The sequence below is a fragment of the Cryobacterium sp. TMT3-29-2 genome (assembly GCF_004564305.1).
GTDB classification, from domain to species: domain Bacteria; phylum Actinomycetota; class Actinomycetes; order Actinomycetales; family Microbacteriaceae; genus Cryobacterium; species Cryobacterium sinapicolor.
The window spans coordinates 1-13720 of record NZ_SOGK01000011.1 but is presented as its reverse complement, the minus strand read 5'-3'; the positions used below and the strand labels follow the sequence as shown (position 1 = coordinate 13720).

At 68.9% G+C, this 13720-nt stretch carries 15 protein-coding genes; 10 read left to right on the top strand and 5 right to left on the bottom strand.

Annotation, left to right across the window (positions count from 1 at the left end; all coding sequences use genetic code 11):
• Positions 1-100: 100 nt before the first annotated feature.
• From E3O67_RS01380 to E3O67_RS01365, 4 genes are all read left to right on the top strand, one after another.
• On the top strand, positions 101-1234 hold the full coding sequence (locus E3O67_RS01380; RefSeq protein WP_134429689.1) for an acyl-CoA dehydrogenase family protein: 1134 nt from the start codon (positions 101-103) through the stop codon (positions 1232-1234).
• Between the two features lie 209 nt (positions 1235-1443).
• Positions 1444-1647, top strand: coding sequence for a hypothetical protein (locus E3O67_RS01375; protein ID WP_134429668.1), 204 nt, complete (start codon positions 1444-1446; stop codon positions 1645-1647).
• A 300-nt stretch (positions 1648-1947) separates the two neighbouring features.
• Complete coding sequence (locus E3O67_RS16745; RefSeq protein WP_166786965.1) at positions 1948-3801, top strand: chromosome partitioning protein; 1854 nt, start codon at positions 1948-1950, stop codon at positions 3799-3801.
• 146 nt (positions 3802-3947) lie between these two features.
• Positions 3948-4910 carry an FKBP-type peptidyl-prolyl cis-trans isomerase gene (locus tag E3O67_RS01365; protein WP_167726401.1) on the top strand — a complete coding sequence of 321 codons (963 nt, stop codon included), beginning with the start codon at positions 3948-3950 and terminating at the stop codon, positions 4908-4910.
• Positions 4911-4923: 13 nt separating this feature from the next.
• On the opposite strand, the gene E3O67_RS01360 is transcribed toward E3O67_RS01365, so the two are convergent.
• On the bottom strand, positions 4924-5508 hold the full coding sequence (locus E3O67_RS01360; protein ID WP_135101546.1) for a pyridoxamine 5'-phosphate oxidase family protein: 585 nt from the start codon (positions 5506-5508) through the stop codon (positions 4924-4926).
• A gap of 79 nt (positions 5509-5587) precedes the next feature.
• Between E3O67_RS01360 and E3O67_RS01355 the strand changes: the two genes are divergently transcribed.
• Positions 5588-6442 carry a transglutaminase family protein gene (locus E3O67_RS01355; RefSeq protein ID WP_135101545.1) on the top strand — a complete coding sequence of 285 codons (855 nt, stop codon included), beginning with the start codon at positions 5588-5590 and terminating at the stop codon, positions 6440-6442.
• An 11-nt stretch (positions 6443-6453) separates the two neighbouring features.
• Here the strand turns inward: E3O67_RS01355 and E3O67_RS01350 are convergent, their stop codons facing one another.
• On the bottom strand, positions 6454-7083 hold the full coding sequence (locus tag E3O67_RS01350; RefSeq protein WP_167726399.1) for a potassium channel family protein: 630 nt from the start codon (positions 7081-7083) through the stop codon (positions 6454-6456).
• A 139-nt stretch (positions 7084-7222) separates the two neighbouring features.
• Between E3O67_RS01350 and E3O67_RS01345 the strand changes: the two genes are divergently transcribed.
• From E3O67_RS01345 to E3O67_RS01335, 3 genes are all read left to right on the top strand, one after another.
• Positions 7223-8218: an ATP-binding cassette domain-containing protein gene (locus E3O67_RS01345; RefSeq protein WP_134429678.1), complete on the top strand. Its 996-nt coding sequence runs from the start codon at positions 7223-7225 to the stop codon at positions 8216-8218.
• Positions 8215-9042, top strand: a complete 828-nt coding sequence (locus E3O67_RS01340; protein ID WP_134429679.1) for an ABC transporter permease — start codon at positions 8215-8217, stop codon at positions 9040-9042. Before E3O67_RS01345 ends, E3O67_RS01340 begins: the two co-directional genes overlap by 4 nt.
• A 67-nt stretch (positions 9043-9109) precedes the next feature.
• Positions 9110-9805, top strand: coding sequence for a GyrI-like domain-containing protein (locus E3O67_RS01335; RefSeq protein ID WP_135101542.1), 696 nt, complete (start codon positions 9110-9112; stop codon positions 9803-9805).
• Between the two features lie 70 nt (positions 9806-9875).
• Here E3O67_RS01335 and E3O67_RS01330 read toward each other — a convergent pair whose 3' ends face one another.
• Positions 9876-10670, bottom strand: a complete 795-nt coding sequence (locus E3O67_RS01330; RefSeq protein WP_198418941.1) for a LysR substrate-binding domain-containing protein — start codon at positions 10668-10670, stop codon at positions 9876-9878.
• Between the two features lie 96 nt (positions 10671-10766).
• On the opposite strand from E3O67_RS01330, the gene E3O67_RS01325 reads away from it, so the two are divergent.
• On the top strand, positions 10767-11204 hold the full coding sequence (locus E3O67_RS01325) for a DUF5997 family protein (RefSeq protein WP_134429685.1): 438 nt from the start codon (positions 10767-10769) through the stop codon (positions 11202-11204).
• Between the two features lie 306 nt (positions 11205-11510).
• On the opposite strand, the gene E3O67_RS01320 is transcribed toward E3O67_RS01325, so the two are convergent.
• Positions 11511-12266 (bottom strand): alpha/beta hydrolase, encoded by a 756-nt coding sequence (locus E3O67_RS01320; protein ID WP_134427327.1) that lies wholly within the window; start codon positions 12264-12266, stop codon positions 11511-11513.
• 390 nt (positions 12267-12656) lie between these two features.
• On the bottom strand, positions 12657-12788 hold the full coding sequence (locus E3O67_RS17585; protein ID WP_255575481.1) for a hypothetical protein: 132 nt from the start codon (positions 12786-12788) through the stop codon (positions 12657-12659).
• A 273-nt stretch (positions 12789-13061) separates the two neighbouring features.
• Between E3O67_RS17585 and E3O67_RS01315 the strand changes: the two genes are divergently transcribed.
• Positions 13062-13649 (top strand): NUDIX hydrolase family protein, encoded by a 588-nt coding sequence (locus tag E3O67_RS01315; protein ID WP_134427330.1) that lies wholly within the window; start codon positions 13062-13064, stop codon positions 13647-13649.
• Positions 13650-13720: the final 71 nt, after the last annotated feature.

The window sequence follows — 13720 nt, the reverse complement described above, 5'->3', positions numbered from 1 at the left end:
CCGGTACGGTCGGCCCGAAACCTTCGAATCCGACCTCCACGAAAGGGAAACCGTGCCCGACTACGACGTCTCCAGGCCCCTCGACACCGACTACTACGGCATGTTCGCCGACGTTCCCGAGGTCGACCGGGCCTTCTGGGACCGCGCCCGCAGCTTCGCATCCGAGACACTGGACGAACTGACCGTGGCCTGGGACAAGGCCGAATACCCACTGCACCTGGCCCGACGGCTCGGCGAACTCGACCTCCTCACCGACGGCGTTGTCGGTCCCGGGCTGACCCCGATGTCGCCCCTCGCGGCCGGGCTCGTCAACATGGAGATCTCCCGCGGTGACGGCTCGATGGGCACCGTGGTCGCCGTGCAGGGCGGGCTGGCCCTGCGCAGCATCGCGCTGTTCGGCAGCCCGGAGCAGCAGGAGCGCTGGCTGGTGCCGCTGGCCCGCGCCGAGAAGCTCGGCGCCTTCGCCCTGACCGAACCCGACCACGGATCCGATTCGGTCGGCCTGGAGACCACCGCGCAGCGCGACGGCGACGAATGGGTGCTCAACGGCGAGAAGAAGTGGATCGGCAACGGCTCGGTCGGCGACGTGACGGTGGTCTGGGCCCGTGACGACGACGGCAATGTGCGCGGATTCCTGGTGGAACAGGACACCCCCGGGTACCGCGGCGTGACGATCACCGGGAAGGGGTCTTTGCGGGCCATCCACCAGGCCCGGATCACGCTGACGGATGTGCGGATTCCGCTGGACGCCGTGCTGCCGGGCACCCATACGTTCAAGGATGCCTCCGCGGTGCTGTTCGCTACCCGGCTCGGAGTGGCCTGGTCGGCCCTCGGCCACGCAACGGCGGTGTTCGAGGCGGCGCTGAACTACTCGACCCAGCGCATCCAGTTCGGCAAGCCGCTCGCCGGTTTCCAGCTCGTGCAGGAGCGCCTGACCATGATGCTGTCCCGGCTCACATCGATGCAGCTGCACTGCCTGCGCCTGGCCGAGCTCGACGCCGCCGGAACGCTTCGGCCGATCCAGGCGTCACTGGCGAAGTACCACAACACCCGGGCAGCGCGGGAGATCGCGTCGATGGCCCGCGACATGCTCGGCGGCAACGGCATCCTGCTCGAAAACCACGTCATCCAGCACCTCGCCGACATCGAGTCCATCCACACCTACGAAGGCACCGAGAGCGTGCAGTCGCTCCTGATCGGGCGGGACCTCACCGGGATCAGCGCTTTCCGCTGACCGGAACCCTGAGCGGATTCCTGTGCGGCGCCGCGGTTTCGATCACGTTAACAAAGTGACCAAAACTCGATTAATGACCACGAGTCAACGTACGCTGTCACACAATCACCCAGCCCGGCCGCACCAGAACGAGCTAGAGAACACGTGCAGCACCGCGCGCAACCGTCGTGGGGACGCGGTTCGTGCGCCTGAACCAGGAACGCAGACCGATGACCCACAGGCACCTCACCGACGACCAGTTGTTGCTCGAAACGGACTACACCAGCTACGCCAGCTCGTGCCGCGACCCGCACATCACCCCGACGAACGACCTCGTGGAATGCCGGCGCCAGAGCGGCCACGACGACACGCACGCCACGAGGGCCGGCCTGCGCGCCATCCGTTGGTCCATGCCGGAGCCGCACGTGGCCTAGTCGCCGACGCGATCGCGGCCGAACAAATTCGACGGACATTCTGCCCGAAACGGCCCTGAGAACCTCGAAAACCCACATTGTCGAGAAAATCTCCGTCGAATTCGTTCGACGCCGAACGGCTGACGTTCCCACTGGCTCGGCTCACCGGGGATTCCACCCGTCGGGTCCCCTGGTGGCCCTGGCGCGGCCAAACGAGGGGTGGACTCCGCTACCCCGTAGGCTGAAGAGGGCACGCTCGACGGATCTACGACGTGCTCACGCTTGATGAGCTGAGCTGAGCTCGACGAATAAAGGCCGAACATGACGCAGAACGTTTCCGCACTTCCCCGCATCCGCGCGATGATCCGCAGCGACGGCACGGGGGAGCTGGTCATCGACGGTGTCACCTCGCACATCACCGCGGCCGACGAGGCCGGCGTGCGTGAGGAGATCATCAACCGGGTCACGGATGCCGCGCGCGCCATCGATTGTGCGGTGCGCCTGACCGCGGAAGACGAGCAGGGCAAGTCCCCGCTGATCGTGCACCCCAACGGGGATGTGGAAGACGATGGGGCCTTCATCCCGACCTCCGCGCATCCCCAGCCTGAAGCCGAAGCCGAAGCCGAAGCTGAATCGAAGCCTGAGTCAGAGTCGGGGCCCGCCGGGCCTGCCGCCGTCTCAGCCGCGGTCTCTGAAACCGAGGTCGTCGAACTGATCGCGCTGGTCGTACCGTCGGACGAGCAGAAATCGGGCCTCGAAACCGCGGAGCTGCAGGCCGCCGGGCTCGGGCAAGCCGGGCTGGACACGGCCGGGCTGGACACGGCCGGGGTCGACACGGTCGGGCTGGACGACGCGATGAGCGATGCCGACATGCTCGATGCCCACATTCTCAACGGCGACATGCTCGACGCCGACGCCGATGAGACCGATGACACCGACGCCGACGCTCAAGCCCTCCGGATCGAACCGGCACCGGTGGCACGGACTCACGTCCGGCCGGTCACCGCGTTCGACGGCCTCGTGCTCGATCTCGCCGCCGATGACGATGAGGACGACGAAGAGCTGGACCTGACGGCCGCCCCCTATTCCACTCCCCGCTCCGCAACGCAGTTCGTCGGCCCGGCACCGGGGTCGGGAGGCGCTCTCGCCGAGGTGGACACCCACACGTCGTCGACCCCTCTGGCGCCGTCGGCCAGCGTCACCGACCACCCCTCGCTCGCCCTCGCAACGTCCGAGAGTGGGGGCCCGAACCTCGCCGACTTCATGAATTCCCGACCGCCGCTCGTGGCCGGGCCTGCCGTGCTGGGCTGGCAGGGCACCGTTCGGCGACTCACCGGCGGACTCGTCTCCCCGGCCCCCGGCGCCGGCGAAATGTCGCACCGCGCGGCGGTCGCCTCCGTGCAGCGCAGCCTGGTCGGCCCGCGCACCATCGTCGTTCTGAACCCGAAGGGCGGCGCGCACAAGACCACCGCCACCCTGCTCATCGCCGCGACCTTCGGCATCCATCGCGGCGGGTACACCCTGGCCTGGGACAACAACGAGACCATGGGCACGCTCGGGGTGCGGGCGCAGACCGCCGCCCACACCAACACCGCGGTCGACCTGCTCCGCGACCTCGACAACTTCGCGTACTCGAGCTCCGCCCGGGTCGGCGACCTCGACAACTACGTGCGCAACCAGGGCGACGCCCGGTTCGACGCCCTCGCCTCCGACCTCGACCCGGCCGGCGCGGCCAGCATCGACGACGTAGCCTTTGGCAAACTGCATGCCGCGCTCAGCCGGTTCTACCGGGTGCTGATCATCGACACCGGCAACAACATGCGGGCCTCCAACTGGGAGGCGGCCGTCGACGCGGCCGATCAGCTCGTCGTCGTGTCCACCATTCGCGAGGACACCGCCTACGGCGCGGCCTCACTGCTGGACGGCCTGCGTCAGAAGGGCCATGCCGACAAGGTCGCGCAGGCGGTCACGATCCTGGCTTCGCCGGCCAAGACGGCCGATCGTCAGCTGTCCCTGCGACTGCACGACCATTTCAGCCAGCTCACCCGCACGGTCGTGGACGTGCCGTATGACTCTGCACTCGTGGCCGGTGGATCGCTGAATTACGACGCTCTCGCGCCACGCACCCGTGAGGCGTGGCTCGTCGCCACGGCAGCGATCGCCGAGGGCCTCTGACCTGGCGGCAGCCGGAACTCAGGCGGCATTGATCTCGGTCGGGCATACTGACCAGGGTCCAACGGATGCCCTTCGACTCAGTTACACCTCGGTCCGGTGCGTGCCTGGGATCATGTCGACCAGATCACTCGAATAGAAAGATCAGCGTGCGTAAACTTCCTGCCCTCATCACCATTGCCACGGTCTCCGTGCTCGCCCTCGCCGGGTGCAGCGGGTCTCCCTCCGACGAAACCGGCGCGGCGGGGATCGCCTGCGTCGATTCCGGCAAGACGTCGGAGGCCGTGAAGGTCGCCGGCAAGGCCGGCGCGGAGCCGACCGTGAAGTTCGAGTCCCCGCTGACCACGGAGGCCACCGAGGTCTCCGTCGTCACCGAGGGCAAGGGCGACGCCGTCAAGACCGACGACATCGTCGAACTGGGGTTCTCCGTGTACAACGCGAAGACGGGCGAGAAGATGAACGCCGGCGGTTTCGGTGACGACCTCGGAGCTCCCATCACCATGGCCAAGGAATCGAGCGTCTTCCCGGCGCTGATGAAGGGCGTCGCCTGCGCGACCTACGGATCGCGCGTCGCGGTCGTGGCGCCGCCGGCCGACGCGTTCGGCGAAGCCGGCAACGAGGAGCTCAAGGTCGGGGCCGAGGACAACATCATCTTCGTCATCGACGTGAAGAGCGAAATCCCGCCCCGCGCGAACGGCGAGGAGCAGAAGCCGGAAGACGGCTTCCCGACCGTCGAGCTGGCCGAGGACGGTGCCCCCACCGTGACGATCCCGGCAACCGACGCTCCGACCGAGCTGAAGACCTCGGTCCTGAAAAAGGGCGACGGCGCCACGGTCACTGACGCGAACACGGTGGTCATGCACTACTCGGGCGTCGTCTGGTCCACCGGTGAGGTCTTCGACCAGACCTGGGGCAAGAGCGGTCCGACCCCGATCTCCCTGGCCTCCGTCGTTCCCGGCTTCGCCCAGGGTCTCGTCGGCCAGACGGTCGGCTCCCAGGTCCTGGTCGTGATTCCACCGGAACTCGGCTATGGCGCCGAGGGCCAGCCTGACGCCGGCATCTCGGGTACCGACACGATCGTCTTCGTCGTCGACATCCTCGCAGCCGGCTAACCGGCCCGGCCGTTCAGCTGCGCTCGAACCGGCCCGTTCTCCGGGTCAGACGGATGCGGTACAGCACCGCCTCCGCTCTGGAATCGCCGGCCGCATGGTCAGTCGGACGTGGGGCGGAGGGGTGCGGGGCATGCGCGCGCGCCGGCCCCGGCCCCGGCTTCGGGGCAGCGACCGGGGCCGGCATCGGGTCGGGCGACTGCCGGTAGGGCAGCGGAGTGCCGTCGGGCCCGAGACGCGGCACGGCTGAGGCGCTGGAGGCGGCACTGACGGGACCGAGCAGCGGGGCGAACCGGGTGAGCAGGATCTGCCGGCTCGCCGCGGCATCCGTGCCGGTCAGTTCCTCGTAGGTGCCCCAGGCGATCACGGTTCGCCAGTTGCCCAGGTCGTCGACCTGCTCGACCTCGAAGCAGACCGACGGGTTCTCCCGCATCATCGCCACCTTGCGCCCGCTGCCGGAATGCCCGTAGACGTGTTCTCCGTCATAGGCGTAGGAGACCGGCACGATGTAAATCTGGCCGGCGACGTGGCAGCCGATCCGGCCGATCACGGCATCATGCAGCACACTGTCGATCTCCTGGTCATTCAGTTCACCCAGCATGGCCCTCAGTGTGGCCCCGGCCCGGATGCGGCACCAGTCGCTGTGGCCGAGGTCGGCCGGTGCGTGGCAGGATCGTGGAATGAAACGCACCGCATCCGCGCAGCTCTCTCTGGAGGCCCTCGCGCCGGCGCGCCTCGTGCTGTCGATCGCCGTCGCTGCCGATCCCGCGGCCGGTCCGGGTGGCAGCTTCGCCGCCGATCCCGCTGATGCCGCCGACCCGGCTGGCACCGATCGGGCGGAGGTCCTCACGGTCGTGCAGGCCGGCGCGCCCGTGCCGGTGCGGCGCATCTCCGACGAGCACGGCACCCTCCTGCACCTGGCCGACGTCGCGGCCGGACCGGTCGAGGTGGAATACCACGCGGACCTGGTCGGCCGGGCGCATCCGTCGCCGACCGCCGACATCGACCTGGTGCGGTATCTGCGGCCCAGCCGGTACTGCGAATCCGACAGCCTCGGGCCGACAGCCCACGCCGAGTTCGCCGGCCTCGAGGGCACCGATCTCCTGAACGGGGTGAGCTCCTGGGTGGGACAGAAGCTCAGCTACGTGCCGGGCTCCAGCCTGCCCACGGACGGAGCCGTGCGCACCCTGCTGGCCCGCCAAGGCGTCTGCCGGGACTACGCGCACCTGGTCGTGGCGCTGCTGCGGGCGCGCGACGTTCCGGCCCGGCTGGTCTCCGTCTACGCTCCCGGTCTGGCCCCGATGGACTTCCACGCCGTGGCCGAGGCCTTCGTCGACCACGCCTGGCAGGTGGTCGACGCGACCCTGCTGGCGCCCCGGCAGTCGCTGGTGCGCATCGCCACGGGCCGTGACGCGGCGGACACGGCGTTCCTCACGACCATCGGCGGGGGCGTGCTCCTGCACTCCCTCACGGTCTCGGCCGTCGTCGACGAGCTGCCGCGCGACGACCTGCGGCAGCTCGTGCGGCTGGGCTGACCGAGCACGGCTCAGCGGTCCTGGCCGAAGGCCGCGATGCGGTCGATGATCCACGAGGCCAGGGTGGCGGTGACCACACCGACGAGCGTGACGCCGCCGAGCATGAGGGCGACGGCCACGAGCCGGCCCGCGCCGGTGACCGGGAAGTAGTCGCCGTAGCCGACCGTCGAGACGGTGACGAAGGCCCACCAGACGGAATCACCCAGGGTGGTGATGTTCGCGCCGGGGGCCGACCGCTCCGCGTCGAGCGCGGCCAGCGATCCCATCCAGATCAGCAGGCTGGATGCCCCGACCAGGTAGAGGCCGACCCGGGAGCGCACGGCCTGACCGGGGGAACGCTGAAAGATCGGCAGCATCGTCACCAGCCGTAGCAGCCGCAGCGGCCGCAGCACCGGCAGGAACACCACCACCAGGTCGAACAGGTGCGTGACGAACCAGTGCCCGCGGTCGGGCGCCAGGTAGAGGTTGACCAGATAGTCGAACGCGAAGATCAGCCAGGCCGTCACCAGCACGAGCGCGGTGAGCAGAAAGCGGGGGCCGTCGAGGTCTGCCAGTACCCGCCATGAATAGCTGATCAGGAAGAGCACGGATGCTGCGAGCAGCGGCCACTGCAGGATCTTCTCCCACCGTGCCTGGTCCATGCGCACACCATAGTCAGGCGCCTGCCGGTGCGCGATCACGTGTGACGCTTGTACGTGCCGGCGAAGGTCATTAAAGTGTTGAATTCGTGGCTCCGCTGAATTTCCCCTCGTTTTCCCCTCGACCAGGCAGGGATGTCCCATGACCATCATTGAGGCCAGAGCTCTGACCAAGGTCTACCGCTCCAAGTCCGGGCCGGTGCACGCGCTCGCGGGGCTTGATCTGTCGGTTCCGCGCGGAACCGTCAAGGCGCTGCTCGGCCCGAACGGCGCCGGAAAGACGACCGTCGTCAAGATGCTGACGACGCTGATCCGGCCGGACTCCGGCACCGCGTTCGTCGACGGGATCGACGTCGTCGCCGACCCCAAGGGCGTGCGGCGCATCATCGGCGTGTCGGGCCAGTACGCCGCCGTCGACGAGAACCTGACCGGTTTCGAGAATCTGGAGATGGTCGGGCGGCTCTACCACCTGGGCGCCGCCGAGTCACGGCGCCGAGCCCAGGAGCTGATCGACCTGTTCGAGCTGACCGCGGCCGGCAACCGCCCGGTCAAGGGCTTCTCCGGCGGGATGCGCCGCCGGATCGACCTGGCCGGGGCGCTGGTGATGAACCCGAAGGTCCTGTTCCTCGATGAGCCGACCACGGGCCTGGACCCGCGCAGCCGGATCGCGCTCTGGGACGTCATCAAGCGCCTGGTCGCCGACGGCACCACCGTGCTGCTCACCACCCAATACCTCGAAGAGGCTGACCAGCTCTCCGACGACATCGTGGTGATCGACGACGGGCGGGTGATCGCCGAGGGCACCTCCGACCAGCTCAAGGCGCAGATCGGCGGCCACCGCGTCGAGGTGGCCCTGGTCGAGGCCGGCGACGGCCAGGCGGCCCGGGAGATCCTCGCCCGTTACGGGGCGGGGGAGCCGGCGATCACCAGCGACGGCCGCGGACTCGAGGTCGCGGTGATCGACGGGCCGCGGGCGCTGCAGCAGGTGCTGGCGGCGCTGGGGGCTGCGGACATCCGTCTGCACGACGCCGGGATGCGCCGACCCACGCTCGACGACGTCTTCCTGAAACTCACCGGGCACAAGGCCGACCAGGCGTCTGACAAGGCGGATGACGTTGAATTGGAGAAGGCGAAATGACCGCCGCAGCCACCCTCCCCACCTGGAACCCGCTCTCGCTCTGGTACTCCGACGGCTGGACCGTCACCAAGCGCAACCTGATCAAGATCAAGCGCTCGCCCGACATGCTCGTCTTCGCGGTGGTCCAGCCGATCATGTTCGTGCTGCTGTTCAGTCAGGTCTATGCGGGCGCGATCTCCGTCGAGGGCACCGACTACGTGCAGTTCCTGATGGCCGGCATCTTCGCCCAGACCGTCGTGTTCGGGTCGACCTTCTCCGGCTCCGCCATGGCTCAGGACCTCAAGGAAGGCATCATCGACCGCTTCCGCAGCCTGCCCATGAGCTCCTCGGCCGTACTGATCGGACGCACCAACAGCGACCTGGTGCTGAACACGATCTCCATGGTGATCATGATGCTGACCGGGCTGCTCGTGGGCTGGCGGGTGAACTCCTCGGTGCCGGAATTCCTAGCCGGGGTGGGGCTGCTGCTGTTGTTCAGCTATTCCTTCAGCTGGGTGATGGCGCTGCTCGGCATGAGCGTGAAGACCCCCGAGGTGATCAACAACGCCTCCTTCCTGATCCTGTTCCCGCTGACCTTCATCTCGAACGCCTTCGTGCCCAGCGACACCCTGCCGACCCCGCTGCGCGTCTTCGCGGAGTGGAACCCGGTATCGTCGCTGGTGCAGGCCGCGCGGGAACTGTTCGGCAACGAGGGCACAGCCCCGGTGCCCGACATCTGGACCATGCAGAATCCGATCGCCACGGTGCTGATCGGCATCACGGTCATGCTGGTCCTGTTCGTTCCGCTGTGCGTTCGCAAGTTCGCGTCCATCAGTTCCCGCTAGCAGGAGTCAGTGAATCCCATGAATCCCATGAACCCCGTGAGCCTCGTGAGCCTCGTGACGAGTCCCCATGAGTGACGCTGTGCCGTTCCGTACCGACCGGCGCACGGGAAAGCTGCGCGCGCCCCGCAACACCGCACCCGTCGGGGCCGGTCCCTGGGACGTGAAGCGTGTCCACCCGCCGCTCTACGGGCCCGTCAACCGCGACTGGGAGCTGGTCGAGGTGCCGGCCCAGCGGTTCCTGGCCCTTGACGGTGCCGGCGACCCGAATACGGCCCCGGCCCACGCCGAGGCCGTCGAGTCCCTCTACGCGGTCGCCTACGCGATCAAGTTCGCCGCCAAACGCGCGCTGGGCCGGGAGATGGTCGTGGCACCGCTCGAGGGCCTCTGGTACGCCGACGACGCATCCGTTTTCACGGCCGGCGCGAAGGCGGAGTGGAAGTGGACGCTGCTGATGGCCGAGCCGGACTGGGTGACGGATGCCTTCATCGCCGAGGCCGTCGCCGGCGCGCTCGCGAAGAAGAAGCTGCCCGCACTCGTCCGGGTGCGGGTGGAGATGCTCGACGAGGGGCTGTCGGCACAGTTGCTGCATGTCGGGCCGTACGACGACGAGGCACCCGCGCTCGCGCGACTGCACGGGGAGTTCCTGGCGAACAACGGGCTGCGGCTGAATGGCCGGCACCACGAGATCTACCTCGGCGACCCGCGCCGTGCAGCGCCCGCGAAGCTGAGGACGGTGGTGAGGCAGCCGGTCGCCTACTCCTGATGCCGGCTGAGCTCGGTCTGGATCATCAGGGCGGGCGCCAGCATCCACCGCAGGAGGTGCGGCACGGACGCTAACGGCCGCCGCGGCGCTTGCCGGCCCGGGGGCTCGGGGTGTTGCGGGTGCGGCCGGGGGCGCTCGTGGCCTTCTTAGCCACGGCCGGCTTGGACTTCGCCGCCGCGACCCGCACGGCCTTCGCCGCCGCCTTGGCCTTGTCGGTCTTCTTCTCTTTTCTGACCTTCTCGGTGCCGGCGGGCAGCGAGTCGACCCGCGAGCTGTCCTTCGTGCGGCCGCGCACGATGCCGATGAACTCCTCGACGTCTTCCGTGGTCTCGCTGGAAAGCCAAGCCAGGGACACCTGACTCTCGGCGACGTCCTCGACCGGGCGCGAGACGACATCCTTGCGGCCGTACAGGCGCGCGATCGAGTGGGGGACGATCAGGATGCCGACGCCGGCCGCGACCTGCGCCATGGCGTCGTCGAGGTCGCGCATGGCCGGGAGCGGGCGGCGGGCGCCGTCCCTGATCTCGGTGGCCACGAGGCGCCACTCGGGCACGTCGTCGGGGTTTTGCAGCAGGTGCTCGTCGGCCAGGTCGGCCACGAGCACGCTGTCGGCATCGGCGATGAAGTGGTCCTTGGCGGCGACAACTACCGGGATCTCCCGGTAGAGGGCGATCAGGCTGAGGCCCGTCTCATCGACGGGCAGGCGCACCAGGCTGACTTGGGCGCGGCCGTCGCGCAGCACGGCATCCTGCTCGGACGGTTCCGTGCGGAAGACCTCGAGGGGCTGGTCGGGGCGTCGATCGGCCCAGGTGCGGGTCCACTTGGTCGGGGTCACACCGGCGACGAAGGCAATGGAAAAGGTCACCGGCATCCTTTCTCGTGATGGCACTGCGAACGGAGATCCGTGGGGAACGGCGGTCTCTCAGGCTATGCGGGTGCTCTCAGGCTATACGCTTGACTGATGAGCGAGAAGAAGACCCAAACCATGAAGCCCGCCACGGCGGCCCAGAAGCTTGGGATTCTGCTCGAAGCAGCCCCGGAAGAATTCCAGAACGCGACCGTGTCGCGCACCGAGCTGGCCGCGCTCGAAGCCAACCCGCCGGCCTGGCTGGTCGAACTGCGCGCGAACGGCCCGCACCCGAAGCAGGTCGTCGCCGCCAAGCTCGGCGTCTCCATCTCCGGTCTCGTGCGCGGCGCCGTGACGGAGCCGCTCACCTCGGCCGAGATCCAGGCCCTGCTGCAGCAGCCGCCGGCGTGGCTCGTGACCGAGCGTGCCACCCAGTACGAGGTGCGCGAGGAACAGATCCGGGTCAAGGACCGCGACGCCGAGCGCGCCCGTAAGATCGCGCACGTCGCCCGCCAGGCGGCCCAGAACGAGAAGGCCGGCCGCGGCCGCTAGCCAGTTGCGCCGGTCGCGCCGGTTGCGCCGGTCGCGCCACCGCGCGTGGCTCTTGCCGTCCCTGCCGCTTCGTCGTCCCCTGCCGCTTCGCCGCCCCCTGCCGCTTCGCCGCCCCCTGCCGCTTCGTCGTCACGGCCTCCCCGTCGTCCTTGCCTCCCCTGTCGACCTCGTCTACTCACCAATTCGACGGAGATTTTGCTCATTCGAGGCCGGATCCGGCCTGGAGGGCCTGTTCTGGCCACAATCTCCGTCGAATTCGTTTGAGCCGCCGGGCGGCGCGGCGACGGATGCTGCGCCTCCGGCCCCCTAGGCGTCGTACTGTGCGCGCAGGAACGTGACGATCTCGCCGAGTTCGGCCTGCGAGATGGAATGGCCCATACCCTCGTAGATGCGCTCGGTGAGCGTGGAGTGCTCGGGCAGCCAGGCCTGGGTGCGGTCGACGGCATCCTGCGGGATGACCTGGTCGGCCGTGCCGCGGCCCCAGAAGACTGGGAGGCGTCGCTCGAGCAGGCGCTCGTCACCCGGGTGCTCGCTGCGCCCCACAAAGCCGGACAGCTGAACTGCGAACGCGAATCGGTCGGGTGACTGCCGCAGCAACTGGAGCGCCATCGCACCGCCCTGCGAGAATCCGAGCAGCCCGATGGACGAGGGTTGCTCGGGCAGACCGTCCAGCCAGTCGAGCACTCCGCCGGCGGCCGCATCCAGGGCGTCGGCGCTCGGCGAGCCCGGGTTGACCTTGGCCCCGGCGGCGCCGATCGGGAACCAGGCCCAGCCCGGTCCGGCAGGCAGTGGCGCGCGCAGGGCGGCGATCACCGGATGCAGCGGCAGATGTGGCGCCAGCGAGAAGAGGTCCCCCTCGTGCGAACCGTAGCCGTGCAGGATGAGCAGCAGCGGTCGCCCGGTGCGGTCGGCGGCCGACGCGCTCCACAGCACGGCAGCCGGGTCGATGGGCTCGGCGCGCGGGACGGGGGTTCCGGGGGTGCGGCCGCCGGCCTCGGTGCCGTCGGTGTTGTTGCTCTCGGCGCCATCCTTGCCGGTGGGGGTGCTGTCGTTCTGGCCCATGGTGGTCCTCCTGTTCGAGGTCGACACCGGGAAACGCCGACGCATCAATCTTTCCACTCCCCGAGGGAGCGTCGGGATCGGTTGACAGGAGGCGGCAGTTGTCGTTAGCCGGCGGTATCCGTCGGCGTCCGTCGCTACCCGTGCATAACTCCTGCAATCTGCCGTGGGAGGGCGGAGACCGCCCCGAATTCCGCGGAAGCGGGCCGCCGCTCCGCCGAATTGCAGGAGTTACGCACACAGCCGGCCGTACTCCCGAATGGTTGGCGGCATCCGTCGCAGCCCGTGGCCAACTCAGGAGATCCCGGAAACGGAGGCCACGGCCGCGCAGAGTTCCGCGTAGCGCTGCGGAGTTCTGCGGAGAGTCGGAACCGTCCGCGCGTTTCTCCTGAGTTAGCCCCCGGCAGCGGTCGCAGGAGTCAGAGTCTCCGCGACGGACGCGACGGTGATCGCGGCGACCACCGACTCCTGCGCGGCGACCACCGACTCCTGCGCGGCGACGGATGTCCGCACCAGCTGGTCCACCGGCGAGGGGAGCGGACCCTATCGCGATCCCCACGGGGTGATGGCCATGGCCGCGCTTCCGTTTCCGTACTGTCGCTGTAAGTGTCGCTGTCGCTGTCGCTGTCGCTGTAGCTGTCGCTGTAGCTGTAGCTGTAGCTGTAGCTGTAGCTGTAGCTGTAGCTGTCCCCGTCCCCGCCCCCGTCCCCGTGGCCGCAAGCGCCCCGCCCGCGCCCGCTCTGCCGTCACATCGGCACTCGTGGCGCATCCGGGCGCAGGGTAAGACAGAATAGTTTCATGAGCGTGCGCACCCCTGACCCCGATCCGGACTGGACGCCTGGACCCGAGGGCGCAGGGCCGCCCAATATTAACCCGGGCTGGCTGAGCGACATCGAGCTGGCCGAAGTGCGCCGCCGACTGCCGATTCTCTACATCGAGGCGGTGCCCGTGCGCGTCGACGGCCTCGGCCAGGTCGTCGAGGTCGGCGTGCTCCTGCGCGCCCGGTCGACCGGCGAGATGACCCGGATGCTCGTGTCCGGCCGCGTGCTCTACGGCGAGACCCTGCGCGACGCCCTCTTCCGCCACCTCGAGAAGGACCTCGGCCCGATGGCCTTCCCGCAGCTGCCGATCAGTCCGGTGCCGTTCACGGTCGCCGAGTACTTCCCGATGCCGGGCATCACCGCGTTCACGGATGACCGCCAGCACGCCGTCTCGATGGCCTACGTCGTTCCCGTGACCGGCACCTGCGACCCGCGCCAGGACGCCCTCGAACTCACCTGGATGACCCCGAAGGAGGCTGCCTCCGACGCGGTGGCAGCCGAGATGGAGGGCGGGCGCGGAGCGCTGCTTCGGATGGCGCTCGCCTCGGTCGGCCAGCTGCGCTAGCCGCGGCGGCGACTCGACGCGCGCAAACGAGCCGGCGCGCGACCGGCAGCGCACCCGCTGGCCGCTGGCCG